We start from the raw sequence: 26,064 nt of genomic DNA, 5'->3' as shown, positions 1-26,064 counted from the left end.
GAATGACCCGAAAGCGTACACGGGCCGCCACCCGCATCACTAGAGTGGCCGCCTTCCCCCACGATCGGCCCCCCGCACCTACCCCATGGATACCCGCGTCGTCCCGGCCGCCGAGGTGGCCCCTGCAGCTCCCCCTGTCGCCGTGCCGGATCCGTCCCGGCCGGTGTTCCCCGTGCTCGGCGCGATCAGTTTCGCGCACCTGCTCAACGACATGATCCAGTCGCTGATCCTGGCCATCTACCCGTTGCTCAAGAGTGGGTTCGGTCTGAGTTTCGGCCAGATCGGCCTGATCACCCTGACCTACCAGCTGACCGCCTCGCTGCTGCAGCCGATGGTGGGGCTGGCGGCCGATCGTCGTCCGATGCCGTATTCGCTCCCCGTCGGCATGGGCTTCACCCTGTGCGGCCTGCTGCTGCTCGCCGATGCGTCGGCGTTCTCCACGCTGCTGCTGGCCGCGGCGCTGGTGGGCACCGGCTCCTCGGTATTCCATCCGGAATCCTCGCGCGTGGCGCGGGCCGCCTCCGGCGGACGGCTCGGACTGGCGCAGTCGCTGTTCCAGGTCGGCGGCAACGCCGGTACCTCGCTGGGACCGTTGCTGGCCGCGTGGATCATCGTTCCGCATGGGCGTGGCAGCGTCGCCTGGTTCGCGCTCGCGGCGCTGCTGGCGCTGGCCGTGCTGGTGCGGGTGGGGCGCTGGTACCGCCACCACCAGATCACGCGGCGCGCGCTCGTGGTGGCACCGGCCGTCGGGCTGCCGCGGGGCAAGGTGGCAGGGGCGATCGCGGTGCTGGTGCTGCTGGTGTTCTCCAAGTACTTCTACCTGGCCAGCATCAGCAGCTATTACACCTTCTATCTGATCCACACGTTCGGCGTGTCGGTGCAGAACGCGCAGACCCACCTGTTCGTGTTCCTGTTCGCGGTGGCGGCCGGTTCGCTGATCGGCGGTCCGGTGGGCGACCGCATCGGTCGCAAACGGGTGATCTGGGTGTCGATCCTCGGCGTGGCGCCGTTCACCCTGTTGCTGCCGCACGCCAGCCTGTTCTGGACCGGCGTGCTCAGTGTGGCGATCGGGCTGGTGCTGTCTTCGGCGTTCTCCGCAATCCTGGTCTACGCGCAGGAACTGATTCCCGGGCGCGTGGGCATGGTGTCGGGGCTGTTCTTCGGGCTGGCCTTCGGCATGGGTGGCATCGGCGCCGCCGTGCTGGGGCGACTGGCCGACACCCACGGCATCGACTACGTGTACCGCCTGTGCGCCTGGTTGCCGCTGATGGGCCTGATCACCGTGCTGCTGCCCGAACCGGGGCGGCCGGACGCCTCGAACAGCAGGCCTGGCGACGAAATGGTGCGCTAGGATCGCAGCTGTCGCCACGCGGACCGTGGCATCCCTCAGGAGATCCAGATGCGCACGGGCAACCCGGTATTGCAGGAAAAGACGTTCCAGGGACTGTTCGCCGAAGGCGAGCGGATGACCATGAACGGCACCATCGCCAAGAGCGGCCTGCTGTTGCTGTTGATCGTGGTCACCGGCAGCTTCACCTGGCACCGCTTCCTCGATGCCGCGGCCGGCGGCAACCTCGCCCAGGCCGTGGCCGCCGTGTCGCCGTTCCTGTGGGGCGGGCTCATCGTCGGCTTCGTGCTGGCAATGGTCACCACCTTCGCTCCCCGCTGGGCAGGCATCACCGCGCCGCTGTACGCCATCGCCGAAGGCTTCGCGCTGGGCGGGCTGTCGGCGATGATGGAACTGCGCTACGCCGGCATCGTGCTGCAGGCGGTGATGCTCACCCTGGCCGTGCTGGCGGTCATGCTGACGCTCTACCGCACCGGCATCATCAAGGTCACCGACAAGTTCCGCACCGGCGTGGTGGCGGCCACCGGCGGCATCGCGCTGCTTTATCTGGTGGATATCGGCCTGCGTGCGTTCACCCACATCCAGATTCCCTTCATCCACGAGTCCGGCGCGCTGGGCATCGGCTTCAGCCTGCTGGTGGTGGGTCTGGCCGCGCTCAACCTGACGCTGGATTTCGACCTGATCGACCGCGGTGCCGCGCAGGGCGCACCGAAGTACATGGAGTGGTACGGCGCGTTCGCGCTGATGGTGACCCTGGTGTGGTTGTACCTGGAGATCCTGCGCCTGCTGTCCAAGGCGCGGCGCTGATCAGCCGTCCGCTGCCGGTGCCGGGGGCACCGGCAGGGTGATGCGGATGGTGGTGCCGCGGCCGTCGCCCGGCAGCGCTTCGACGCTGCCGCCATGGGCGCCGATCATGCCGCGGCAGATCGCCAGGCCCATGCCGGTGCTCTGCGGGGCGCGGTCGCCGCGCGCGACCGAGTAGAACATGTCGAAGATCCGTGCGCGTTCGTCCTCCGGGATGCCGGGGCCGCGATCGCTCACGTCGATCGTCAGCTGGTCGTTCGCGGCGTGGGCTTCCACGCGCACCGCTTCGTTTGGCGGCGAGAACCGCGCGGCGTTCTCCAGGATGTTGAACAGCGCCTGCTCGATCAGCGCCGGATGCACGTGCAGCAGCACCGGCTCCGGCGTGCCGTGCACCTGCAGGCGCAGCTCGGGAAACAGTTTGCGCACCCGGGCAACGGCCGAAGCGACGATGTCGTCGGCGGCGATCCAGTCGCGATTCAAGGTCAGCGTGCCGTGGCCCAGCCGGGTCATGTCGAGCAGGTTCTGGATATAGCGGTCCAGCCGCTGTCCCTCGCCGAGGATCGATTGCAGCAACTGGTCGAGCTCTTCGTCCGGCAACTGGCGGCGATACGACACCAGGGTGCCGGCGGCGCCGATCATCGCTGCCAGCGGCGAGCGCAGGTCGTGCGAGACCGACGACAGCAGGGCGTTGCGCAGGCGCTCGGTCTCGCCCTGCACGCGGGCGCCCTCCAGTTCGTCGGCGAGCCGGGCGCGCTCGAGCGCGCGGGCCAGATCCTGCGCCATGGCCAGCGCCAGGCGCCGGCGTTCCGCGTCCAGCTTCGCGTCCGTCGGCAGGCGTACGAAGGCGACGCCGAGCCGGTGCTCGTCCACCGCCAGTGGCAGCGCCCAGCCGCTGGCACCGTGCAGGGTGTCGGTGAAGCGGCCGGCCGGCTCGTGGTGGCGTTCGCACCAGTCGGCTGCCGCCATGTCCTGGGGCGACAGCTGGATGGCGCGGGGAGCGGCATGGGCGACCTGCAGTTGCCCGTCGGCGCTGCGCGCCAGGATCGCCACCTCGGCGTCCAGCGCGGTGGCCATGGCGCGTGCACCGGCCTGTCGCGCGCCGCCTGCATCGGCGCTGGCCGTCAGCTGCTGACCCAGGCCAAGCAGCGCACGTGCGTGCACCTGCGCGATACGCAGCGAACGGACCTGGGTCGCCAGGCGCGTCGCCAGCCGGCTGCAGACCAGCGCCGCGAGCAGGAACAGGCCCACCGCCAGCACGTCGTCCGGATGGCTGATGCGCAGTGTGTAGCGCGGTTCGGTGAAGAAGAAGTTGTATCCCAGGAAGCACAGCAGCGCGGCATACACGGCCACCGCCATGCGCGAGCGCACCGCGACCACCAGCACCGCGGTAAGGAAGATCAGCGACAGGTTGGCGACGCCCAGCCAGGTGTTGGCGACGAAGGCGAGCGCGAAGGCGGCTGCGATCACCGCGGTGGCATAGCCATAGGCGCCGCTCGATGCGGTGCGTACCGGCTGCCGTGCCCTTCGCCGCGCCTGCACCCGCTCGGCCGGCGTGGCGATGATGGTCAGCTCCATGTGCGCACCGCGGCGCATCAGGCGCTGGGTCAGCGAGATGCCGAGCAGCCGCGCGAGCGGACGCTCGCGCGTGCGCCCGATCAGGATCTGGCCGACCCCTTCGCGGTCGGCATGCGCGAGCAGTTCGTCGGCGATGGCCTGGCCGCGCAGCGTCACCGGTTCGCCACCGAGCCGCTGTGCCAGGCGCATGGCGGCGTCCAGCCGCTCGCGACGCTCCGGCTCCAGCGGTGCGCCGGTATCGACGAACACCACGCTCCACGGCGCGCCGCGTCGCTCGGCGATACGCCGCGTCACGCGCACCAGGTATTCGCTCTGGCCGTGGCCGTCGATCGCCGCCATCACCCGCCGTCGCACGGTCATCGCGCTGCCGCGCGCCAGCATGTGGTCGCGCAGGTCGCTGTCGACGTGATGGGCGATGGTCTCCAGCGCCAGCTCGCGCAATGCGGCCAGGTTGCCCGGTGAGAAAAAGGCATTGAGCGCGGCGGCGGCGGTCTCCGGCACGTAGACCTTGCCCTGCTTGAGCCGGTCGATCAGCTCGCGTGGCGGCAGGTCGACCAGCACGATGTCGCGCGCGCGGTCGAGGAACGCGTCCGGCACGGTCTCGCGCACGGCGACGCCGGTGATCCGCCGCACCTGGTCGTTGCGGCTCTCCAGGTGCTGCACGTTGAGCGTGGTGTAGACGGCGATGCCGGCGTCGAGCAATTCGGCGATGTCCTGCCAGCGCTTGGCATGCCGTCCGCCGGGCAGGTTGGTGTGGGCCAGCTCGTCGACCAGCAGCACAGTGGGGTGGCGCGCCAGCGCGGCATCGAGATCGAATTCGTCCATCGGGCGACCGCCGTGGCGCTCGCCCGGTCGCCGTGGCAGCAGCTCCAGGCCTTCCAGCAGCGCGGCGGTCTCCGCGCGGCCGTGGGTTTCGACCAGTCCTACCACCACGTCGACGCCCTGGCGCCGCAGCTCGCGCGCGGCCGAGAGCATGGCGAAGGTCTTGCCGACGCCGGGCGCGGCGCCGAGGAAGATCTTCAGCCCGGCCGCGCGCGCATCGTCCTGCACGGCCTGCAGCAGGGCGTCGGCGCGGGCGTCGCGGGGCGTGTCGGTCATGCTCGTGAACTCAGTGCGAGGTGGCGTCCAGCGCCAGGTTCAGCGCCAGCACGTTGACCCGCGGTTCGCCGAACAGGCCCAGCCAGCGGCCCTGCGTATGCGCCGCGACCAGCTGCCGGACCTGCGCCACGTCGAGATGACGGACGCGCGCCACGCGCGCCAGCTGGTACTGCGCCGCCGCCGGGCTGATCTCCGGGTCCAGGCCGCTGCCTGACGCGGTGACCAGGTCCACCGGCACCGGCTGCATGTTGCCGGGATCGGCCGCGCGCAGCGCCGCGATGCGCTGGCGCACGGCATCGGCCAGTGCGGGATTGGTCGGGCCGAGGTTCGAGCCGGACGACGACGCGCCGTTGTACGGCTGCGGCGAGGTGGCCGAGGGGCGACCCCAGAAGTAGCGCGGATCGTCGAACGGCTGGCCGATCAGCCGCGAACCGACGACGTGCCCGTCGCGCACGATCAGGCTGCCGTCGGCCTGATGCGGAAATGCCACGTGGGCCACGCCGGTGACGGCGAGCGGATAGAGCACGCCGGTGATGACGGTCATCACCAGCAGCATGAGCAGGGAAGCGCGCAGCAGCTTGAACATGGCAGACCTCCGGTCAGAACGTGCCCTGCAGCATCACGAAGCCGCGCGTGCCGCCCACGTTGCGGGTGTCGCTGGCGTCGAGAAAGCTGCTGGTGTGGCGATAGAACGCCGCGTTGGTGGCGTGGGTGATGCCGCCGCTGAGCGACCAGTGCGGATCGAGCTGGACTTTCAGCGTGGCGCCGACGTCGCTGTAGCCCGGATCGCGCGCACCGTTCGTCAGCGGCGCGGCCAGTGCGGTGGTGTAGTGCGTGTGGCCGGCGTGCAGGGCCAGGCTCCAGGCGTCGGCCAGCGGGAACGTGGCATCGAGCTGCAGGTAGCTGGTGCCCCTGGAGTCGCCGGCATAGCCCTGTTCGGTATCGACGCCGAAGTAGTCGGTGAGCGCACGGTTGTACTTCAGCGTGAACTGCTTCCAGCCCAGCGCGGCGTTGAACTCGGCGGTGTCGAGCGAGCGATGCGGCAGGCCGGCCCGGTCGAGGTTGGCGCCGGGATACACGTATCCGTACAGGCCCACGCGCCAGGACCAGTCGGCGTCGATGGCGCGGCCGTAGCTGGCATAGAGATCCAGCTCCATCGCGCCGCCGGGATAGCTGCGCTCGCTGATGCTCGAACCCCAGAAGCCGGCGGCGAAGCCGTTCGGGTTGGCGTAGTCGGCGCCGCCCTGGATGGCCGGGCGGCCCCAGGTCTGAGTGAGGCCGCGGAACAGGTCGTCGGAGGTCACGGCGAGGTTGCCGCTGACCGGTGTCGCGTCGCCGGCGTGGGCGACGGCGATGCCGGCGAAGAGGGACAGGGCCGCTGTAGCGGCACGAAGGCGAGACATGGACAGGCTCCGGAAAAAAGGGGCGCTCAGGAAAGGCCGAGCAGCACCAGCAAAAGGTCGATCAGCTTGATGCCGAGGAAGGGCACGACGATGCCGCCCAGCCCGTACACCAGCAGGTTCCGCCGCAGCAGAGCGCCGGCGCCGAGCGCGCGGTAGGCCACGCCCTTCAGTGCCAACGGAATCAGGAACACGATGATCAGCGCGTTGAAGATCACCGCCGACAGGATCGCGCTGCGCGGCGTGGCCAGGTGCATCACGTTGAGCGCGTTGAGCGCCGGGTAGGTGCTGGCGAAGGCGGCGGGAATGATCGCGAAGTACTTGGCGATGTCGTTGGCGATCGAGAACGTGGTCAGCGCGCCGCGGGTGATCAGCATCTGCTTGCCGATCGCCACGATCTCGATCAGCTTGGTCGGGTTGGAATCGAGGTCGACCATGTTGCCGGCCTCTTTCGCCGCCTGCGTGCCGCTGTTCATCGCCACCGCGACGTCGGCCTGCGCCAGCGCGGGCGCGTCGTTCGTGCCGTCGCCGCACATCGCCACCAGCCGGTTCTCGGCCTGGATCTCGCGGATCAGCGCGAGCTTGGCTTCCGGCGTGGCCTCGGCGAGGAAGTCGTCCACGCCGGCCTCGGCGGCGATCGCGGCGGCGGTGAGCGGGTTGTCGCCGGTGATCATCACCGTCTTGATGCCCATCGCGCGCATCTCGGCGAAGCGTTCCTTGATGCCGCCCTTGACGATGTCCTTCAGCTCGATCACGCCGAGTGCCAGCGGACCCTGGGCGACGATCAGCGGCGTGGCGCCGCGCCGGGCCACTTCCTCGGCGGCGCGCTTCACCGCCGCCGGCAGCGTGCTTCCGGATGCGGTGAGGTAACGTTCCACCGCGTCGACGGCGCCCTTGCGGATGACGCGGTCGGGCAGGTCCACGCCGCTCATGCGGGTCTGCGCGGTGAACGGCACGAACTCGCCGATGGCCTGCTCGCGCTCGGGCGCCGCCAGGCCATGGCGCTCGCGCGCCAGCATCACCACGCTGCGGCCCTCGGGCGTCTCGTCGGCCAGCGAAGCCAGCTGCGCCGCCTCGGCCAGGACGCGTTCGTCGATGCCCGGCGCGGGCAGGAAGGCGACTGCCTGGCGGTTGCCCAGGGTGATCGTGCCGGTCTTGTCCAGCAGCAGCACGTCGACGTCGCCGGCCGCTTCCACCGCACGGCCGGAGGTGGCGATCACGTTGGCGCGGATCATCCGGTCCATGCCGGCGATGCCGATCGCCGACAGCAGCGCGCCGATCGTGGTCGGAATCAGGCACACCAGCAGCGCCACCAGCACGGTAAGGGTGATCGGGCTGCCGCTGCCGGCGGCCTGCACGCTGTAGATGGAGTACGGCAGCAGCGTCGCGCAGGCGAGCAGGAAGATCAGGGTGAATTTGGCCAAGAGGATGGTCAGCGCGATCTCGTTCGGCGTCTTGCGCCGCGCGGCGCCTTCGACCATCGCGATCATGCGGTCGAGGAAGCTCTCGCCCGGGTTGCGGGTGATCCGCACCACCAGCCAGTCCGACAGCAGCTCGGTGCCGCCGGTGACCGCGCTGCGATCGCCGCCAGCCTCGCGGATCACCGGCGCGGATTCGCCGGTGATCGCTGCCTCGTTGACGCTGGCCGCGCCGACGATCGCCTCGCCGTCGCCGGGCAGGATGTCGCCGGCTTCCACCAGCACCACGTCGCCGACGCGCAGATCAGCCGAGGACATCACCGTCACCGCGCCGCCGCGCTGCGGCGCGGCGAGCTTCTTCGCCGGCACCGCGCGGCGCGTGCTGCGCAGCGCGTTGGCCTGGGCCTTGCCGCGGCCTTCGGCCAGCGCCTCGGCGAAGTTGGCGAACAGCAGGGTGAACCACAGCCACAGGCTCACCCCGAAGATGAAGCCGGTCGGCGCCTCGCCGTGGCCGGTCAGCGCCTGCAGCCACAGCCCGGTGGTGAGCAGGCTGCACAGGAACACCACGAACATCACCGGATTGCGGAACTGCAGCCGCGGCGACAGCTTGCGGAAGGCGTCGGCGGCGGCGTCGAGCACCAGCTCGCGGTCGAAACGCACGCTCGCCTGGGTATGCGAAGTCATGGATCAGTGCCCCGAAAGAGATTCGACGATCGGCCCGAGCGCCAGCGCGGGCAGGAAGGTGAGCGCGCCCACCACGATCACCACGCAGGCCAGCAGCGCGACGAACAGCGGCGTGTGGGTGGGCAGGGTGCCGGCCGACGGCGGCACGCGACGCTTGGCGGCGAGCGAACCGGCCATGGCGAGCATCGCCACGATCAGCGGGTAGCGCGCCAGGAACATGCAGATGCCGAGCAGCACGTTCCAGAACGGCGTGTCGGCGGAGAGGCCGGCGAACGCGCTGCCGTTGTTGTTGGAGGCCGAGCTGAGCGCGTAGAGGATCTCGCTGAAGCCGTGCGCGCCGGGGTTGGCGACACCGGCCACGCCAGCCGGTGCCATCACCGCGATGGCGGTGCCGATCACCACCAGCGCGCAGGGAATCAGCACGGCGATCGAGGCCATCTTCATCTCGTGCGCCTCGATCTTCTTGCCGAGGTACTCGGGGGTGCGCCCGACCATCAGGCCGGCGATGAACACCGCCACCACGGCAAACGCGAGCAGGCCGTACAGGCCGGAGCCGACGCCGCCGAAGATCACCTCGCCGAGCTGGATCAGCCACATCGGCACCAGCCCGCCGAGCGGGGTGAACGAGTCGTGCATCGCGTTGACCGAGCCGTTGGAGGCGGCGGCGGTGGCGGTCGCCCAGATCGTCGAATCGACGATGCCGAAGCGCGTCTCCTTGCCCTCCATGTTGCCGCCGGCCTGCAGCGCGCTGGCGTGCTGGTCCACGCCCAGGTGTGCGAGCAGCGGCGTGCCGGCCTGTTCGGCGGCGGTGCAGGCGATCAGCAGCGGCACGAAGATCGCCAGCATGGTCGCCAGCAGCGCCCGGCCCTGGCGGCGGTCGCCGACCATGCGGCCGAAGGTCAGGCACAGCGCCGCCGGGATCAGCAGGATCGACAGCATCTCCAGCAGGTTGCTCAGCGGTGTCGGGTTCTCGAACGGATGCGCCGAATTGACGCCGAAGAAGCCGCCGCCGTTGGTGCCCAGCTGCTTGATCGCGATCTGCGAGGCGGCCGGACCCATCGGCAGGGTCTGTGTGGTCACCGCGACGTCGTGCGCGTGCGCCACCCCGGCGGCATCCCTGACCGTCTCGGTAATGTGGGTGGGCTGGACCAGCGTGGCTTCGGCATAGGGATGGAAGTTCTGCACCACACCCTGCGAGACCAGCGCCAGCGACAGCAGCAGCGACAGCGGCAGCAACACGTACAGCGTGCTGCGGGTCAGGTCGACCCAGAAGTTGCCGAGGCCCTGTGCGCTCTTGCGGACGAAGCCGCGGATCACCGCCACCAGCACGGCGATGCCGGTGGCCGCGGAGAGGAAGTTCTGCACCGCCAGGCCGAGCATCTGGGTCAGGTAGCTCATCGTCGATTCGCCGCCGTAGCCCTGCCAGTTGGTGTTGCTGGCAAAGCTGATCGCGGTATTCATCGACGAGTCGGCGGAGACCGCGGGCAGGTGCGCCGGGTTGAGCGGCAGCCACGCCTGGCAGCGCTGCAGCGCGTAGACCACGAGCAGGCCGACCAGGTTGAACGCGAGCATGGCCAGCGTGTAGCGCTGCCAGCCCATGTCTTCGTCGGCACGGATGCCGCACAGGCGGTAGATCGCGCGTTCGATGCCGCCGCCGAGGCGGGTGACGCGGTTCGGCGTGTCGGCGAACACGCGCGCCATGTAGCTGCCCAGCGGGATCGCGAGCAGCAGGAGCAGGCCCAGGAACAGGCCGATCTGGAGCCAGTCGTTGGCGGTCATTCGAACCACTCCGGCTTGAGCAGGGCCACGCACAGGTAGCCGGTGACGGCCACCGCGAGCACGGTGGCGAGGATGTAGAGGGCGGTCATGGCAGGTTCCTTCGGTGCATGACGGCTCAGCGGCGGCCGAGCCGCTCGCACAGGCGAACCAGACCGCCAGTGAGGGCGGCCAGGGCGGCGATCAGCAGGAGATAGGGGATGTCCACGGGAGAAGGCTCCGTCGAGGTGACGGTGCGCATTCTCGAAACCGGCGCATAAGAAAGGGGTAGCGAAAAATCGCTACCCCATATAGATCGCGTAAAAAGTCACGCGGCCGGGCGGCCGCGCGCGCTCAGGCGCCGATGACCAGCGGCTCGGGCTCCAGCTTCACGCCGAAGGTGGCTTCCACGCTGGCGATCACCTGGCTGGCGAGCGCCCACAGTTCGCGGCCGGTGGCCTGGCCGTGGTTGACCAGCACCAGCGCGTGGCGCGAGGAGATCCCTGCATCGCCTTCGCGATAACCCTTCAGTCCGGCCGCCTCGATCAGCCAGGCGGCGGAGAGCTTGCAGCGGCCGTCGGCGGTGGGCCAGGCGACCAGCTCGGGGTGTTCGCGTTTCAGCGCCTCGCCGGTGGCGGCGTCGACGATCGGATTCTTGAAGAAGCTGCCGGCATTGCCGATCACCGCCGGGTCGGGCAGCTTGCGCGTGCGCAGGTGGATGATCGCCTCGGCCACGTGGAACGGCGCGGGCTTGTCCACGCCCATGCGCGCCAGCTCCTCGCGGATGCCGGCGTAGTCCAGCCGCAGCTCGCGGGTACGCGGCAACGCGAAGCGCACGGCGGTGACCACGTAGCGGCCGGGCTCGCGCTTGAACAGCGAGTCGCGGTAGCCGAAGGCACAGGCGCCGTGGTCCAGCGTCACCACCTGGCGCTCGCGGGTGTCCCAGGCTTCCACGCTGTCGATGAACTCGGCCACCTCGGTGCCGTAGGCGCCGATGTTCTGGATCGGTGCGGCACCGACCGTGCCGGGGATCAGGATCAGGTTCTCCAGCCCGGCGATGCCCTGGCCCAGGGTCCAGCGCACGAAGTCGTCCCAGCGCTCGCCGGCGGCCACCGCCAGCCGCACGATGCGGCCGTCGTCCTCCACCTGCACGCCCTGCGTGGCCATCGCCAGCACGGTGCCGTCGAAGTCGCCGGCGAACAGCACGTTGCTGCCTTCGCCGAGCACCAGCAGCGGACCCTGCTTCACGGCGGGGAAGTCGAGCAGCTCGGGCAGCTTGCTGGCGTCGCGGATCTCCGCCAGCAGTCGGGCCTTCGCCGCCACCCGCAGCGTGTTGCGGCGGGCCAGCGGTGCGTTCTCGATCAGCGTATAGCCGCCCATGTCGATGCGCTCAGCGGCCATCGGCGCCTCCGCGCTGGCGGCGGATCTCGTCGACGCATTCGGCGATCAGCGCCGGGCCGCGGTAGATCAGGCCGGAATAGACCTGCACCAGCGAGGCACCGGCGTCGAGCTTGGTCGCGGCATCGCTGCCGTCGAGGATGCCGCCCACTCCGACGATGCCTACCTTGCCCTGCAGCCGCTCGGCCATGCCGCGCTGCACCGCGGTGGCGCGCGCCATCAGCGGCCGGCCGGACAGGCCGCCGGCTTCCTGCCATTGCGGGTCGGACGCCACCGCGCTGTGGTCGATCGTGGTGTTGGTGCAGATCACGCCGTCCACGCCGCTGGCCAGCAGCACCTCGGCGATGGCGTCGAGCTCGGCTTCGGCCAGGTCCGGCGCGATCTTCAGCAGCATCGGCTTGCGCGCGCCGTGCTGCGCGCCCAGCCGCTCCTGCGCCTCGCGCAGGGTGCCGATGAAGCGGCGCAGGGTTTCCTCTTCCTGCAGGTCGCGCAGGCCCTGGGTGTTGGGCGAGGAGATGTTCACCGTGACGTAGCTGGCACGCGCGTAGACGCGCTCGAGGCAGAACAGATAGTCGTCCACCGCCTTCTCGTTCGGGGTGTCCTTGTTCTTGCCGATGTTGATGCCGAGCACGCCGGCATACGGCGACTTCTCGGCATTGCGCACCAGCGCGTCGACGCCGTCGTTGTTGAAGCCGAGGCGGTTGATGATCGCCTCGTGCGCGGCCAGGCGGAACATCCGCGGCTTCGGGTTGCCCGGCTGCGGGCGCGGAGTGGTGGTGCCGACCTCGACGAAACCGAAACCCAGCGCGCCGAGCGCGTCCAGGTGATCGGCGTTCTTGTCCAGGCCCGCCGCCAGGCCGACCGGGTTCGGAAAGCGCAGGCCGAAGGCCTCCACCGGGAAATCTGCCGGTGGCGTGGCGACGAAGCGCAGCAGTTCGCTGCGATGGGCGACGTCGAGCCCGTACAGCGTCAGGCCGTGGGCGGTTTCGGGGGCAAGCGCGAACAGCAGGGGGCGCAGGGTTCGGTACATGCGGTCAGCTCAGGGTGCCCACGTAGACGCGGGTGTCGTAGGTGAAATCGACGCGGCCGTCGATCGCGGTGGCGTCGAACAGCGTACGCAGGGCTTCGATCATCGGCGCGTGCTGCCGATGACCTGCCTGCGGCGCGTAGGAGGAGGACATCAGGCGGCCCTTGAGCGCGTCGAAATCCAGCTTCTGGCCGTGGTCGAAGCGCCCCGCGCCGCGGAAGCCGCTGCCGAACCACGCGCGCATGCGCGATTCGTCGGCGTAGCGCTCGGCCACGCTGGTGTAGTCGGTGCCGTAATGCTGGAGCAGCGCCTCGTAGCCTTCCAGAAACGGCGCGCCGGTGAGCCGACGCGAGTTCCACACGATCGCCGCCAGGCCGCCCGGGCGCAGGATGCGCGCGAACTCGCGGCGGGCAGCGGTTTCGTCGAACCAGTGGAAGGCCTGCGCCACCACGATCAGCGCGACGCTGCCATCGGGCAGGCCGGTGGCGTCGGCACGGCCGTCGACGGCGCGAAAGCGCGGGTTGTCGCCCAGCCACTGTTCGGCGGCCGCGCGCATCGGAGCATTCGGTTCGACCGCGGTCACGCGGTGGCCCGCGTCGAGGAACAGCCGGGCCGAAATGCCGGTGCCGGCGCCGACATCGGCCACGTCCCAGGAGGCGTCCACGCCATGTTCGCGATGCAGCCAGTCGACCAGCGCGACCGGATAGTCGGGCCGGTAGCGCACGTAGTCGGCGACGCGGTCGCTGAAGCGCTCGGTGCTGCGCAGTTCGGACATGGGACTCAGCCGTTGAGCATCTGGCCGCCGTCCACGGCGAGGGTCTGGCCGGTGATCCATCCGGCCCAGGGGGAGGCGAGGAACAGCGCCACGTGGGCCACGTCCTCAGGCGTGCCGAAACGACCGAAAGGGATCTTCGCCAGCGTGGCGGCGTGCAGCGCGGGTTCTTCCACGCGCCGGCGCTCCCACAGGCCGTCGGGGAAGCTGATCGAGCCGGGGGCGATCGCGTTCACCCGGATGCGGTCGGGCGCCAGCGCCAGCGCCTGCGAGCCGGTGTAGTGGCTCAGCGCCGCCTTGATCGCGGCGTACGGCGCGCCGCCGGCACGCGGACGCAGCGCGGCGATCGAGCTGGTGTGCAGGATGCTCGCGCGACCGCTTTGCTTCAGGTGGGGCAGGGCGTGGCGCGAGGCGCGCACGGCTGCCATCAGGTCGATCTGGAAGTTGGCCGCCCAGCCTTCGTCGTCCTCGGCGAAGCCGTAGCCGGTGGCGTTGTTCACCAGCACGTCGATGCCGCCCAGCGCTTCGGCCGCCGCGTCGATGTAATGCGAGATCGCCTGCGGGTCGGCGAGGTCGCAGGACTGGGTATGCGCCTTGCCGCCCTCGGCGTGGATCGTGTCGCGGACCTCGGCCAGCGCCGCCTCGCCGCGTGCACATACCGACACCACCGCGCCGGATCGCGCAAAGGCCAGCGCCATCGCGCGACCGATGCCGCGGCTGCCGCCGGCCACCACGACGCGGTAGCCCTCCAGGCGGAACGGGGCGTCGGACGGCAGCGGGAGATTCATGACCAGGCGTGCACCAGGAAGCCGAGCAGCACCGAGCCGAAGAACAGAAGGGCGATGGCGGTGAGCAGGGACAGGGCCAGCTGCGCATAGCCGAGCACCAGTCCGGTCACGGCCATGCCATCGCCGTCGAGCGGTTCGGAGACCGTCTGGCGGATATCGCGGCGCGCCATGTGGCCGCAGATCACGGCGACGATCGCGCCGATGAAGGGCAGCACGGTCCAGGCCGCGATGCCGAAGCACAGGCTGACCACGGCCAGCGTGCAGGTGGAGCGGGGGGCGGACGTCGTGTTCATCTCGGAAATCCCCTTCGAGGACGGGCGCAGGAACCGTGTTGCCTTGCGCCCGGCTAGGCCTGCGCGGGCGGGCGCCCGCGCAGACCGGACCGACGGCTTACACGTGGAACTTGATGCCCTGGGCCAGCGGCAGCGCGTCGGAGTAGTTGATGGTGTTGGTCTGGCGGCGCATGTAGACCTTCCACGCATCCGAGCCGGACTCGCGGCCACCGCCGGTTTCCTTCTCGCCGCCGAAGGCGCCGCCGATCTCCGCACCCGAGGTGCCGATGTTGACGTTGGCGATGCCGCAGTCGCTGCCGGCCGCCGACAGGAACTGCTCGGCCACCTTCAGGTTCTGCGTGAAGATCGCCGAGGACAGGCCCTGCGGCACGTCGTTCTGCATCTCGATCGCCTCGTCGATGCTGTCGAACGGCATCACGTAGAGGATCGGCGCGAAGGTTTCCGACTGCACCACTTCGTCGGAGTTCTTCAGCCCCGTGATGATGGTCGGCAGCACGAAGTTGCCCTTGCGGTCGGTCAGCGCGGCGCCGCCGGTGGCGATGGTGCCGCCGGAAGCCTTGGCCTTCTCGACCGCGGCCAGGTAGGCCTGCACGCTCTCGGGGCTGTTCAGCGGGCCCATCAGGGTGGTCGACAGGGTCGGATCGCCGATCTTGCCCTCGACCTGCTTGTACGCCTTGACCAGGGTCTCCAGCACGGTGTCGTAGATCGAGGTGTGCACGAACAGGCGGCGGGTGGTGGTGCAGCGCTGGCCGGCGGTGCCGACGGCGCCGAACACGATGCCCGGGATCGCCAGCTTCAGGTCGGCGCTCTGGTCCAGGATGATCGCGTTGTTGCCGCCCAGCTCCAGCAGCGAGCGGCCCATGCGGTGGGCCACGCGCTCGCCGACCATGCGGCCGACCTTGGTCGAGCCGGTGAAGCTGATCAGCGGGATGCGCTTGTCATCGACAAACTTCTGCGCCAGCTCGGTGCCGCCGTCGTTGAACAGGAAGAAGATGTCCGGGAAGCCGCCGTCCTTCAGCGCTTCGTTGCAGATCTTCATCGTGGCGATCGCCGACAGCGGCACCTTCGGCGAGGGCTTCCAGATGCAGATGTCGCCGGCGATGGCCGCCAGCATGGCGTTCCACGCCCACACCGCCACCGGGAAGTTGAACGCCGAGATGATGCCGACCAGGCCCAGCGGCTGGTACTGCTCGTACATGCGGTGGCCGGGGCGCTCCGAATGCATGGTGTAGCCGTACAGCATGCGGCTCTGGCCCACCGCGAAGTCGGCGATGTCGATCATTTCCTGCACTTCGCCGTCGCCCTCGGGCTTGATCTTGCCCATCTCCAGCGCGACCAGCGAACCCAGCGCGTCCTTGTGCTTGCGCAGGGCTTCACCGCACAGACGCACGGCTTCGCCGCGCTGCGGCGCCGGGGTGGTACGCCACACCTTGAAGGCGGCCTTGGCGCGCTCGACGATGGTCTCGTAGTCGGCCTGGCTGGAGGCGTGCACGCGGGCGATCACCTCGCCGGTGGCCGGATTCACCGGCTGCAGCGTGCCCGCATCGGTGGTCGTGGACCATTCGCCCTGGCCGAGATACGTGCCGGACAGCTCGGCGGAAAGGCCAAGCGCCTTGAGGATTTCGTGGGACATGCGGACTCCTTACGATGGCTGACTGCGCCACCGAGATGTGGCGTAGCGGTCAAAACCGCGAGTCTAGCAGGCCGATGCCTGCGGGCCGACCCCGCACCGTCGCCCCGGAGTGCCGATCCATGTCAAAATCCCGCCGTTGCCCTCGTAGCTCAGTTGGATAGAGCGGCCCCCTCCTAAGGGGCAGGTCGGACGTTCGAATCGTCTCGAGGGCACCATCTTGCGCTGCACCAGAAGCCGGCCCTGCCGGCTTTTTATTTGCGTGGTGCCCAGGGGCGCGGATGTGTGGCCAGCCAGTCCGTGATGATCGCGCTGGCGTCGATCTGGTGCGTCGTGCGGCCGATGAAGCGCTTCGGCAGGTATTGCCAGCCGCCCGGCCAGGTGTGGCCGCCGCCGTCGATGCGGTAGCGCACCACGGCACCGCCGGTACGGCAGTCGCTCCAGTCCCTCCGGTTCACCTGCGTACCGTCGTTGGTGGTCGAGGGCAGCGGTTGCTCCGGGCTCGCCGCGTGGCAACCATCGACCTGTGCCCAGAAGGCGGTGGTGTCATCCACCGACATCACCACCCCGCCTTCGCCGAGGCCGCCGAAGCTGGCCACGGAGCCTCCGGCGTAGGGCACGATCGGATCGTCCGTGCCGTCGAATTGCAGCACGGCGAGTGGGCGGGCAGGGTGGCAATCGGGCTGGTAGTCCCGTGCCAGCGACCCGGCCACCGGGGCGATCAGGCTGAAGCGGTCGGCCAGGTCACAGCCCAGCCGCTCGGCGAAGATGCCGCCGTTGGAGATGCCGGTGACGCCGACCCGCTGCGGGTCCACCGGCCATTCGTGCTCGACGCGGTCCAGCACGGCACGGATGAAGGCCACGTCGTCCACCTTGCGCTTGATGGTGGCGCGGCCGTCGTTCCAGTGGCGGTCCAGGCCCTGCGGATAGACCACGATCACGCCGGTCCGGTCGGCCTGTGCATCCAGCGAGGTCAGCCGGTCCATGCCTTCGGCGCGGCCACCGCCGCCATGCAGGGCCAGCAGCAGGGGGCGTGGTGTGCCATCCCCGCCCGGCGGCAGATGGATCACGAAGCGACGTGCCTGGCCGTCGATAGTGAGGGTTTCGGTGCGGTCATGCGCCAGCAGCGGGCATGCGCTGGCGACGAGGCCAAGGCCGAGCATGAGGCGACTCACGAGATTCATGCCGGACTGCGTTCGCGGGCAGCCAGCGGCAGCACCAGCGTGGCACTGAAGCCGCCACCGCTGCGGTTGGCCAGTTGCAGGCGACCGCCGCTGATCTCGGCCGCCCGCTTGACGATGCTCAGGCCCAGGCCGGTGCCGCAGGCCCCGGTGCGCGCGGCGTTGCCGCGCAGGAAGGGCTGTCCGAGCCGTGCGAGCAGGTCTTCCGGAACGCCCGGGCCGTGGTCTTCCACGCTGATCGACAGTTCGTCTCCGGCGCGTTGCAGGCGGACGCGGAACGGTGCAGCGCCATAGTGCTCGGCGTTGTCCATCAGGTTGCCCAGCGCCCTTCGCAGCAGGCTCGGCCGTGCATGCAGGACGGCGTCGTCGTGACCCTCGTAGTGCCAGTCGTCCGGCGCGTGGCGCAGCGCCATCAGCTGGCCGAGCAGGGTGGGGATGTCGATCGCGCGCACGGCTTCGTCGCTGCCGTCGCGGACATAGGCCAGACACTGCGCCAGCGCCTTGTCCAGCTCGTCCAGGTCGTTGACCATCGCGTCGCGCCGGCCGGGGTCGTTCGCATCGCCCAGTTCCAGCGCCAGCCGCAGGCGGGCCAGTGGCGTGCGCAGGTCGTGCGAGATGCCGGCCAGCATCAGCTCACGCTCGCGGGCGCTTTGGCGCAGCTCTTCGCCGGCCGCGCCGAGGGCGTCGGCGAGGTCGCGCACCTCGCGCGGGCTGCCGCGCAGGTGCTGCTGGATCGACTGCCCGCCGAGCAGCGCGGGCGCGTGTGCGGCCAGGCGCTCCAGCGGTCGCGTCAGCAGGCGCGCGGCCAGTGCCGCCACGGCCGCGGCGACCAGCCCGGCGAACAGCATCACCAGCAGCATCGAGCGGATGACCTGGCGGCGGAAGCTCACTGCCTGCATCACGATCCAATGCCCGGGCAGGCGCTCGCTGCGCACCCAGATCTGCGCTTCGGGCCGCTGCACGACCACCACGCGGGACGGATCGCCGAGCAGCTCGCCGGCGACGTGGCCGACTTCCTCCACCACCGGCACCACCCGGCGCAGCGACGGCGGTGGCGACTCGGTGGTGATGCGGATGCCGCTGCGCTGCAGTCGGGCGAGCGTGGCCCGCGCGGCCGGGTCGTCGCGGCTGGCCAGCGCATCGACCGAGGTGGCGGTAGCCACCACCAGCCGTCCATACGAGTCGCCCAGGGCGCGCAGGCCGGCGCGGGTGGAGAGGAAGCCACCCAGGGTGAGCGCCAGCACCAGCGCGGCGACCAGCAGCGCCAGCACCAGCGAGAAGGTGGTCGGTCCGCGCCTCATGCGCCGTCTCCCTGCGGCACGAACACATAGCCTTCGCCCCACACCGTCTGCAGCCAGCGCGGCTGGCGCGGGTCCTCCTCCAGACAGCGGCGCAGGCGCGACACCATCACGTCGATGCTGCGGTCGAACGCGTCGTGCTCGCGGCCGCGTGCCAGTGCGATCAGCCGCTCGCGGCTCAGGGTTTCGAACGGGTGGGCGACCAGCGCGGCCAGCACGGCGAATTCCCCGCTGGTCAGTTTCACCGGAGTGTCGCCATCGAGCAGCTGGCGCGTGGCCGGGTCGAAGGTGAAGCGACCGAAGCGCACGCTGGCCTGCTCGGTCTGTGGCGCGCCGACCACCGCCTTCGGCTGGCGGCGCAGCACGGCGCGGATGCGGGCGACCAGCTCGCGCGGGTTGCAGGGTTTGCCCAGGTAGTCGTCCGCGCCGATTTCCAGGCCGACGATGCGGTCCACGTCATCGCCCTTGGCGGTGAGCATGATGATCGGCGTCTGCACGCCTTCGGCGCGCAGCTCGCGGCACAGCTGCAGGCCGTCGGCGTCCGGCAGCATCAGGTCGAGCACGATCAGGTCGACGTGGTGCGCGGCCAGTTCGCGGCGCAGGCCGGCGGCGTGGGCGGCACCGCGGACGCGGAAGCCCTGCTGGTCGAGGTAGCGCTCGAGCAGGTCGCGCAGGCGCAGGTCGTCATCGACGACAAGGATGTGGGGTGAGTCCATGGGGCGACTATGTCGCGCACCGCGATGGCCCCACAAGCGCCCGCGGAGGCCAATTGCAAGCAAATGTTTCCGGCCGGAAGGGCGGCAACATCCGCTCACATCCGGCGGATTTCGCACACACCTGATCCCCGGCACCGGCGCGACAGTGGCTCCGCCGCAGCGGCAGCGCGGCCCACTTCTTTCCGACTGGAGCCCGTCATGAGCCTGTCCACCTCCCTCCGCATCGCTTCCCTGGCGCTGGCCTGCGCGGTCGCCGCCGCCTTCGCCTCCCCGGCCGACGCCCAGCGCACCGGCCGCTTCCATGCCCGCGGCACCTTCGCCAACGGCCAGGGCGGCATCACCCATGTGCGCGGCACCGCGGCTTCCGGTGCCCGCGGCTCGGCGGTACGCGGCGGCTACACCGCCACCGGGGCCGACGGCAGCGTGCAGCATCGCGCCGGTCGCGCGGTGCAGGGCGCCAACGGCGGCAGCTACGCCGGCAGCAACGGATACACGCGCAGCGCCGACGGCTCGGCCAGCCGCTGGCACAACGGCTCGGGCACCACTGCCGCAGGCGGCACGGTGAACACCAGCGGTGCCTATGCGCGCAGCGCCGACGGCAGCGTCAGCGGCAGCTCGCAGACCAGCGCCAGCGGTCCGCGCGGCAGCTACGACGCCGGCACCAGCACCGCCAACGGCGTGACCCAGCACACCACCTCGGCGACCAATGCCGCGGGCGACAGCTACAACGGCCAGACCACCTACACCAAGGGGCAGGGCTTTTCGCACAGCGGCAGCTGCACCGACGCCTCCGGCAACGTGATTGCCTGCGGCCACTGACCCTGGCGACGACCTGGAGTCCGATCATGCGAAACCTGATCTGCCTGTTCGTCCTGGGAACGCTGGCCATCACGGCGCCCGGCGCCCGGGCCCAGATGGGCCGTCCCGATCCCGCCCAGCGCTTTGCCGAGGCGGACACCAACCACGACGGCCAGGTCAGCCTGGCCGAGTTCCAGGCGGCTCGCGCCGCGCGCTTCGCCAGGGCCGACCGCAACGGCGACGGCGTGCTCAGCGACGACGACCTGCCGCGCTTTGCCCGCAACAATCCGGCGATGCTGGCGAAGATCCATGCACTGCAACAGGCCGCAGACACGAACGGCGATGGCCGGGTGACCCGCGAGGAGTTCGATGCCGCCGGCAACCACCTGTTCGCGCTGGCCGATGCCAACCATGACGGCGTGGTGGACGCCAGCGAGATGAAGCAGATCGCCCAGCGCATGCAGTCGCTCGCGGCACAGCGGAGTGCGCCGTGATGCGACACGCCGCCCGCTCGCCACTGCTTGCGCTGGTGATGGTGGCACTGGTGCTGGCCGAGTGGCTCTGGCGCCGTCGCTCGGCCGGTGTCGGCTACGACAGTCGGGGGGCGCTGGCGTCCCTGGCGGTCGGGGCAGGGCATCTGGTGTCCGGCGCGCTGCCGGCGCTGGTGCTCGGCGGCCTGTTCGCTTCGGCCGCGCGCTGGGCGCCGGTGCACTGGCCGCTGCGCGACTGGCGCACGTGGTTGGTCGCTTTCTTCGCGGTGGAACTGGCGTACTACGCGTTCCACCGGATCAGCCACGAGGTGCGCTGGTTGTGGACCACCCATGCAGTGCACCACACGCCGGAGGAGATGACCCTGCTCTCGTCGATCCGCCTGGGCTGGACCAACCTGCTGTCGTTCGGCTGGGTCTGTTACCTGCCGCTGGTGCTGGCCGGCTTCGACCCGCGCATGGTGTTCGCCCTGCTGGCCTTCAACCTGCACTACCAGTTCTTCCTGCACACCGAAGCGGTAGGGCGGCTGGGGCCGCTGGAGTGGGTACTTAACACGCCGTCGCACCATCGGGTGCACCACGGCTCGAACGCGGCCTACCTGGACTGCAACTACGGCGGCGTGCTGATCGTGTTCGACCGCCTGTTCGGCACGCTGCGCACCGAACGCGCCGATGAACCCGTACGCTACGGCCTGGCGCACCCGCTGGGCACGCAGAACCCGTTCAAGCTGGTGTTCCTGCCGTGGCGGAGGCTGATGTCCGACATGCGCGCTGCCGGCAGCCTCGGCGGCGCATTGCGAGTGGCAGTGGGGAGGCCGTGATGAACCGCAGGATCGTCACTTGGTGGCTGGGGGTATGCGTGCTGGCGATGGCCGGCAGCGCGTGTGCGCAGATGCGCGGCGGGCTGCTCGAGCGCTGGCGCGAGCGCCAGGCCGAATCCGCTCCGGCCGCGCCGTTGCCGGCCGGTACACGGGTCGTCCGCGACGTCGCCTATGGCAGCGATCCACGCCAGCGTTTCGATGTCTATGTGCCGGCCCAGGCACACGGCGCGCCAGTCATCTTCATGGTGCATGGGGGCGGCTGGCGGCGTGGCGACAAGGCGATGTCGAACGTGGTGGCGAACAAGGTGGCCTACTGGGTGCCGCGGGGCGTAGTGGTGATTTCCACCAACTACCGGATGCTGCCGGACACGCACCCATTGGAGCAGGCACGGGACGTGGCCCGTGCGCTGGCAGCGGCGCAGCGCCGCGCGGGGGAGTGGGGCGGCGATCCGGACCGCTTCGTGCTGATGGGGCATTCCGCCGGCGCGCACCTGGTCAGCCTGCTGGCCGCCGAGCCGCAACTGGCCCGGGAGCAGGGGGCGCACCCGTGGCGCGGCACCGTCTCGCTGGACAGTGCCAGCCTCGACGTGGTGCAGACGATGAAAGGCCGCCACTTCCGCCTCTACGACCAGGCCTTCGGCAGCAACCCGGCCGACTGGTTCGCCGCCTCGCCGTTCCAGCAGATGCACGCCGCACCCGCGCCGTTCCTGGCGGTGTGCTCAAGCCGCCGCCAGGACTCCTGCCCGCAGGCGCACGCCTTCGTCGGCAAGGTCCGCTCGCTCGCCGGGCGCGGCGAGGTGCTGGAAGAGGATCTCTCGCACAGCGAGATCAACAGAGATCTGGGCGCGCCATCGGACTACACCACCCAGGTGGATGCGTTCCTGCGCTCGGTGTTTTGAGCTTTGCTCGGGCGTCCGCGGTGTCCGAAAAAGCTGGGGACGTCGTGGGCTTGGCGCGCCAAGAACTTGCTCAGCAAAACGCAACCGGCAGGAACCGGCCAACAACAGCCGGTCGACTGCTGCAAATGCATGCCGCAAAGCGGCCGTTCGCGCAGAGCGACCAACAACTCAGTGCAGCTAAGGCCCTTGATGGGTAAGTCGGTAAGCATCAGCCACATCTTTTCCAATTTTCGCAAAAAATGCATTCCGCGCTTTTTTATCAGCCCGCGATGCAGTTAGAAATGCTGCCACGATAACAGTGTGGCCATCGGGCCCAGTCATAATGCCGATGTCATTAAAAGCCGCCGTCTCTCCTTCCAGTGAATAGGATGTGCCGCACTTGTCGGCAAAGCGAACGACAGCAGGTAGTCCTGAGCGCAAGCGAGACGGCACGGTCTGACCGTACATCAAGCCGAGCAAGCGCTTCGTTGATCGGGTAGAGAGTAACTGGCCAGTCCAAAGTTTTTCGAGAAAGTTCGCCGCTGCATCCGGCGTCGTGCGGTTGCGCGGGTCATCGAGATACGCGCGATAGCCTCGTCGCAGGCGCTCCAACTCGGCCATTTTTGTTTCGTTCTCCGAAATGGAATGTCCGCCGTTGGTGCTTTCGAAAATACGACCGATGTCACCTTCGCCCATGTCCACTCGCATCCCGTCGATACCGTGCTTGCGCAAAAAGTCAGTAACCACACGCGGACCGTCAACCTGCCTGATCAAAGCGTCGACTGCGGTGTTGTCGCTCTCGCTTACAGCGGCAACCAACAATCGATCAACCGTAAAGCGCATATGCTCGCCCTTGAATTGGGAGCCGATGGATGGCACTGCTGCGCCACTCACTACATCCTGGCGATCGACGGTCACTTCCTGGTTCAAGGAAATGCGCCCGGCATCGACTTGCGCAAGCACAGCGGCGGCGACCGGCGCCTTAAAAACGCTCATCATGGGATAGGCACGATTAGCGTTGATCCGCGTTCGCACCCCGGTATTCAAATCCACAATCGTGACGCCCAGTACACCGGGTCGAGCCTTGCTGGCTAGTTGCGTCAAGGCTTGCTGCAGGCGCGCATCCGAGGATCCAGTGGCTGTAGCAGGCGCAGTCAGCAGCAGTGCTACACACAGTGGCAACGAGCTACGAAAGAACGACTGGAAGGACTTTCTCATCGGGGTTCCAAAGGATGGCTGCGTGACCAAGCGGGTTCGCTTTGGGACGACCCTTGCCTGTCGCAGCGTTTAAGGTTTCCATAGTTTCGGCAAAGGCTGAGGACGGCCAGAAGCGGGCGTTCGTTTTGAGCAAAGCTTGCTGGTTTTGTCAGATCTGGATTCACGTAAAAAAAGAGGCAACTTCACTGTGAATTACGTGCAAGGTAGGCCGGCATAGAGACGCCATGGGCCACAACATTCTATTTGCCACGCTTCTCGCGCATGGATTCTAATTGATTGTTAGCCCACGCGGTCAATTGGCCATCATTGTTTTCGCCAGCAAATGCGCCTTCCGGAGTGGCCACAACCTGGCATTGGATAGTGGTTAATACTATTCGGTTACGTTGCATGGCAACGAGCTGAGTATTAACCAAGGACTCGACGAGACTTTCGAAATTTTCACCCTCTTCCGCGACGAACGCCTTGAACTCCTCGTCGTCTAGTTCGATATACCCATCTCTACATAACTTCATGAAAGCTACGTTCTGAACAAGTGTAAGTTTAACAGGAGTCCAGTTATAGCTCGACCCACGCTTTTTTAAATCACTTTCTTTTAGGTCGTAAAAACAATATTCCCATCCATATTTACCATCTTTTTGCGCAGCCCTAGTAGAAATGCAGACCGACATGGACTCTCTATCTGGCGCGTCGTCCTCGGCAAGATTCGCGTTGAAACTAATGTCCAGCTTGGTAAGCACAAGTTCAAGCAGGATGCGCAAAGGATTGTGGCTTGAAGACAACAGGAACGGCCACATGCCTTTAATTAGTCGAGGCACATAAGGAAAGCCATTCGCTTTCACAATCGAGTGCTCGCCTCCAATAATAAGCTGAGGAAAGCTGCCAGCACCCATGCCTCGCGGATTGTCTATCCTTCGCTCAATTAGCTTGTAGATATGTTCCCGTAAAGTCTTCTCTTTCTTCCAGCCGTGATGACCGACGACAATTCGGACCGGCTCCATAAATTCACTTACCAAAGTGTGGAAAATCATTTCAAGATCGAATGGCAGGCTTTCCAGCTCTGAATAATCAGATATTTTCTTTCCCGTGATTTGACTAAACACGCGGTACACCCAATTGATGTTTACCGTCGCAGGATCGCCACGAAGACTTTGAATATAATCTCCGTAAATTTTTGATACGCCGCGCAGATGGCTATAACTGTCAGAAAGCTCATCCGCTGAAATGTTTTTTTTGACTTCTAAAACAGCAATTACGTCTTTAATGTTCCACTTGATCTTGTCTGTATAGGGAACCTGCTCGCCAGTTCCAGTTACAAGCATGCAATCGATTTCGCCACTCATTGTTTCACCGTGGCAAATGAACCCTGATGCAACTTGCAAACCCATCGAGTCGGGGATTACCTTCCGCAAAAGTTCTTTGGTCAGACCCTCGTACATGGCCCCAATAGTCGGCCCATGCTCCAATGAATAACCGTCAAGTTTCTTTCTTTCCTCATCCACAAAAGGCTTCAGCAGCTCCGCCACACTACTAATAATCATTTCCCACTCCAATTGGCTGCGTGGCGATGGTTGCTGTGCGTCCGAATTACGAGCAACGGAAATGCCCATCCCGTTGCAATCGCGTCACATGTCCTTGATGCCCGAGCCTAGCACGGCCGCGCAGCTGATTAACTTGAACGCTCGTCAGCCTTACGGGGATACAACGTCCACAATGGGTCGGATGCGGACATTAACTGAGAGCCCCGACGCTCCTCATTCCGGTGATCGCGAGATAGGTGTGGGGGGCATCGGGTGTTGATGCAGCTGCTCGATAGCACCCCAATGCCCCTAGGTGATGAACTGCCATGGCGGCCAACTCCCAGGCCATCGTCTCGCCGGCAACCGAGAAGGTCCCTTCGTTCCCGAATAGATCAAACCCGGTGTAGCCTTCGAGTTGCTTCAGTGGAAGGGCCTTCTCGCGAAGCTCCGGAAGCAAGGTGGAATTACTCCAGGCCCACTTCCAAGTGCCGGACTTAGGGGAGAAGCTCCCAATTCCGACAACGTCCGCTTCAGCAGCCAATCTGTCGTTGTCATCAAAGAATTGAAGCTTGGCCCCTTGCTGCTCGAACCACCAACGCTTCATCTCACCAAGGCCGTAGGTGGAGTTCAGCTCCGCCTGCTTCGACTCCAGTTCGTCGTATACCTTCGCGAGGAAGGCATCGAATTCTTCGTCCGTCATGCGCCCGCTCCTGAATCAGCCCGCTCCTGACCGACAGTCTAATGTTTGCTGTGGGTCGGAGACCGCCCGTCGTCGAAGCCAATGAGGGCGTCTGGCTGCGGCTGGCCTGCTCCACATGGTCGGGACCAGCGTGGTGCTCAATGCTCACCGGGATAGGCAGCTGCGTGCTCAGAATCTGTTGGAATTGCTAGCTGGCCGGGCCATATCGGGGGCAATCCGAGTGCAACGCTCCGTCACGCCAAGCAACGCCGTGAGACAAATCGGGGACAAAGAAACCAAAAAGGCCGAGGATTCGCATCCTCGGCCTTTCTGTAAGTGCTTGATTTTGGTGGAGCGGAGGAGGATCGAACTCCCGACCTTCGCATTGCGAACGCGACGCTCTCCCAGCTGAGCTACCGCCCCACGTGAGCCGCGAATGTTAGCAGCGACCGGGCGGCTCGCCAATACCCAGGGCGTGCC

25 protein-coding genes and 2 tRNA genes are annotated in these 26,064 nt (G+C 67.7%); 7 read left to right on the top strand and 20 right to left on the bottom strand.

The features are described 5' to 3' along the window. The first annotated feature begins 85 nt into the window (after positions 1 to 85). Both C693_RS21145 and C693_RS0105605 read left to right on the top strand, forming a co-directional pair. A complete protein-coding gene (locus C693_RS21145; protein WP_052329353.1) occupies positions 86 to 1,351 on the top strand; it encodes an MFS transporter in 1,266 nt (421 codons plus the stop codon). 48 nt (positions 1,352 to 1,399) lie between these two features. Then, positions 1,400 to 2,155, top strand: a complete 756-nt coding sequence (locus tag C693_RS0105605; protein WP_017461268.1) for a Bax inhibitor-1/YccA family protein — start codon at positions 1,400 to 1,402, stop codon at positions 2,153 to 2,155. Here C693_RS0105605 and C693_RS0105600 read toward each other — a convergent pair whose 3' ends face one another. From C693_RS0105600 to amaB, 13 genes are all read right to left on the bottom strand, one after another. Further along, entirely contained in the window at positions 2,156 to 4,825 is a 2,670-nt protein-coding gene (locus C693_RS0105600) for a sensor histidine kinase (RefSeq protein ID WP_017461267.1), read from the bottom strand. It lies immediately after the preceding gene. 10 nt (positions 4,826 to 4,835) lie between these two features. Further along, positions 4,836 to 5,411 (bottom strand): potassium-transporting ATPase subunit KdpC, encoded by a 576-nt coding sequence (kdpC, locus tag C693_RS0105595; protein WP_017461266.1) that lies wholly within the window; start codon positions 5,409 to 5,411, stop codon positions 4,836 to 4,838. Positions 5,412 to 5,424: 13 nt separating this feature from the next. Next, entirely contained in the window at positions 5,425 to 6,228 is an 804-nt protein-coding gene (locus C693_RS0105590; RefSeq protein WP_017461265.1) for a TorF family putative porin, read from the bottom strand. Between the two features lie 26 nt (positions 6,229 to 6,254). Continuing rightward, entirely contained in the window at positions 6,255 to 8,327 is a 2,073-nt protein-coding gene (gene kdpB, locus C693_RS0105585; RefSeq protein ID WP_017461264.1) for a potassium-transporting ATPase subunit KdpB, read from the bottom strand. Between the two features lie 3 nt (positions 8,328 to 8,330). Continuing rightward, positions 8,331 to 10,106 (bottom strand): potassium-transporting ATPase subunit KdpA, encoded by a 1,776-nt coding sequence (gene kdpA, locus C693_RS0105580; RefSeq protein WP_017461263.1) that lies wholly within the window; start codon positions 10,104 to 10,106, stop codon positions 8,331 to 8,333. After that, positions 10,103 to 10,195 (bottom strand): K(+)-transporting ATPase subunit F, encoded by a 93-nt coding sequence (gene kdpF / locus C693_RS22940; protein WP_017461262.1) that lies wholly within the window; start codon positions 10,193 to 10,195, stop codon positions 10,103 to 10,105. The genes kdpA and kdpF overlap by 4 nt, the downstream gene beginning before the upstream one ends. Before the next feature lie 26 nt (positions 10,196 to 10,221). Then, positions 10,222 to 10,344, bottom strand: a complete 123-nt coding sequence (locus C693_RS24360; protein WP_277813080.1) for a hypothetical protein — start codon at positions 10,342 to 10,344, stop codon at positions 10,222 to 10,224. Between the two features lie 92 nt (positions 10,345 to 10,436). Next, positions 10,437 to 11,483: a UDP-N-acetylmuramate dehydrogenase gene (murB, locus tag C693_RS0105565; protein WP_017461260.1), complete on the bottom strand. Its 1,047-nt coding sequence runs from the start codon at positions 11,481 to 11,483 to the stop codon at positions 10,437 to 10,439. Next, a complete protein-coding gene (locus tag C693_RS0105560) occupies positions 11,473 to 12,510 on the bottom strand; it encodes a quinone-dependent dihydroorotate dehydrogenase (RefSeq protein WP_017461259.1) in 1,038 nt (345 codons plus the stop codon). The genes murB and C693_RS0105560 overlap by 11 nt, the downstream gene beginning before the upstream one ends. A 4-nt stretch (positions 12,511 to 12,514) precedes the next feature. Next, positions 12,515 to 13,282 (bottom strand): class I SAM-dependent methyltransferase, encoded by a 768-nt coding sequence (locus C693_RS0105555; protein WP_017461258.1) that lies wholly within the window; start codon positions 13,280 to 13,282, stop codon positions 12,515 to 12,517. A gap of 5 nt (positions 13,283 to 13,287) precedes the next feature. After that, positions 13,288 to 14,067, bottom strand: coding sequence for an SDR family NAD(P)-dependent oxidoreductase (locus C693_RS0105550; protein WP_017461257.1), 780 nt, complete (start codon positions 14,065 to 14,067; stop codon positions 13,288 to 13,290). Further along, positions 14,064 to 14,360, bottom strand: coding sequence for a DUF4190 domain-containing protein (locus C693_RS0105545; protein ID WP_017461256.1), 297 nt, complete (start codon positions 14,358 to 14,360; stop codon positions 14,064 to 14,066). The genes C693_RS0105550 and C693_RS0105545 overlap by 4 nt, the downstream gene beginning before the upstream one ends. Before the next feature lie 97 nt (positions 14,361 to 14,457). Next, positions 14,458 to 15,993, bottom strand: coding sequence for an L-piperidine-6-carboxylate dehydrogenase (gene amaB / locus C693_RS0105540; RefSeq protein ID WP_017461255.1), 1,536 nt, complete (start codon positions 15,991 to 15,993; stop codon positions 14,458 to 14,460). Positions 15,994 to 16,131: 138 nt separating this feature from the next. Between amaB and C693_RS0105535 the strand changes: the two genes are divergently transcribed. Beyond that, positions 16,132 to 16,208 (top strand) — tRNA-Arg (locus C693_RS0105535). Between the two features lie 36 nt (positions 16,209 to 16,244). Here C693_RS0105535 and C693_RS0105530 read toward each other — a convergent pair. The 3 genes from C693_RS0105530 to ompR are packed head-to-tail and all read right to left on the bottom strand — an operon-like array spanning position 16,245 to position 19,185. Continuing rightward, complete coding sequence (locus C693_RS0105530) at positions 16,245 to 17,174, bottom strand: extracellular catalytic domain type 1 short-chain-length polyhydroxyalkanoate depolymerase (RefSeq protein ID WP_017461254.1); 930 nt, start codon at positions 17,172 to 17,174, stop codon at positions 16,245 to 16,247. Next, positions 17,171 to 18,472, bottom strand: coding sequence for an ATP-binding protein (locus tag C693_RS0105525; protein WP_017461253.1), 1,302 nt, complete (start codon positions 18,470 to 18,472; stop codon positions 17,171 to 17,173). The genes C693_RS0105530 and C693_RS0105525 overlap by 4 nt, the downstream gene beginning before the upstream one ends. After that, positions 18,469 to 19,185 (bottom strand): two-component system response regulator OmpR, encoded by a 717-nt coding sequence (ompR, locus tag C693_RS0105520; RefSeq protein WP_017461252.1) that lies wholly within the window; start codon positions 19,183 to 19,185, stop codon positions 18,469 to 18,471. Before ompR ends, C693_RS0105525 begins: the two co-directional genes overlap by 4 nt. A 198-nt stretch (positions 19,186 to 19,383) precedes the next feature. Here ompR and C693_RS22535 point away from each other — a divergent pair, with 198 nt between their 5' ends. Genes C693_RS22535 through C693_RS0105500 form a run of 4 tightly spaced genes read left to right on the top strand, consistent with a single transcriptional unit; the run spans position 19,384 to position 22,191 of the window. Next, positions 19,384 to 20,004, top strand: coding sequence for a hypothetical protein (locus tag C693_RS22535; RefSeq protein ID WP_017461251.1), 621 nt, complete (start codon positions 19,384 to 19,386; stop codon positions 20,002 to 20,004). A gap of 26 nt (positions 20,005 to 20,030) precedes the next feature. After that, the gene (locus C693_RS21135) at positions 20,031 to 20,477 is read left to right on the top strand and encodes an EF-hand domain-containing protein (protein ID WP_017461250.1); all 447 of its coding nucleotides are present in this window, start codon (positions 20,031 to 20,033) and stop codon (positions 20,475 to 20,477) included. After that, positions 20,477 to 21,292: a sterol desaturase family protein gene (locus C693_RS21130; protein WP_017461249.1), complete on the top strand. Its 816-nt coding sequence runs from the start codon at positions 20,477 to 20,479 to the stop codon at positions 21,290 to 21,292. The genes C693_RS21135 and C693_RS21130 overlap by 1 nt, the downstream gene beginning before the upstream one ends. Next, entirely contained in the window at positions 21,292 to 22,191 is a 900-nt protein-coding gene (locus tag C693_RS0105500) for an alpha/beta hydrolase (RefSeq protein WP_017461248.1), read from the top strand. The genes C693_RS21130 and C693_RS0105500 overlap by 1 nt, the downstream gene beginning before the upstream one ends. Positions 22,192 to 22,368: 177 nt before the next feature. On the opposite strand, the gene bla is transcribed toward C693_RS0105500, so the two are convergent. From bla to C693_RS0105490, 4 genes are all read right to left on the bottom strand, one after another. Continuing rightward, entirely contained in the window at positions 22,369 to 23,388 is a 1,020-nt protein-coding gene (gene bla / locus C693_RS22935) for a class A beta-lactamase (RefSeq protein WP_083868238.1), read from the bottom strand. Positions 23,389 to 23,627: 239 nt separating this feature from the next. Next, the gene (locus C693_RS23565; RefSeq protein ID WP_157798553.1) at positions 23,628 to 24,995 is read right to left on the bottom strand and encodes a DUF6602 domain-containing protein; all 1,368 of its coding nucleotides are present in this window, start codon (positions 24,993 to 24,995) and stop codon (positions 23,628 to 23,630) included. Between the two features lie 121 nt (positions 24,996 to 25,116). Next, a complete protein-coding gene (locus C693_RS0105495; protein ID WP_017461247.1) occupies positions 25,117 to 25,605 on the bottom strand; it encodes a DUF6882 domain-containing protein in 489 nt (162 codons plus the stop codon). Between the two features lie 326 nt (positions 25,606 to 25,931). Beyond that, a tRNA-Ala gene (locus C693_RS0105490) sits at positions 25,932 to 26,007 on the bottom strand. Between the last annotated feature and the right edge of the window lie 57 nt (positions 26,008 to 26,064).

This window comes from Dyella ginsengisoli LA-4 (genome assembly GCF_000334915.1).
Taxonomy (GTDB): domain Bacteria; phylum Pseudomonadota; class Gammaproteobacteria; order Xanthomonadales; family Rhodanobacteraceae; genus Dyella_A; species Dyella_A ginsengisoli_A.
This window is presented reverse-complemented; position numbering and strand designations above follow the sequence as displayed.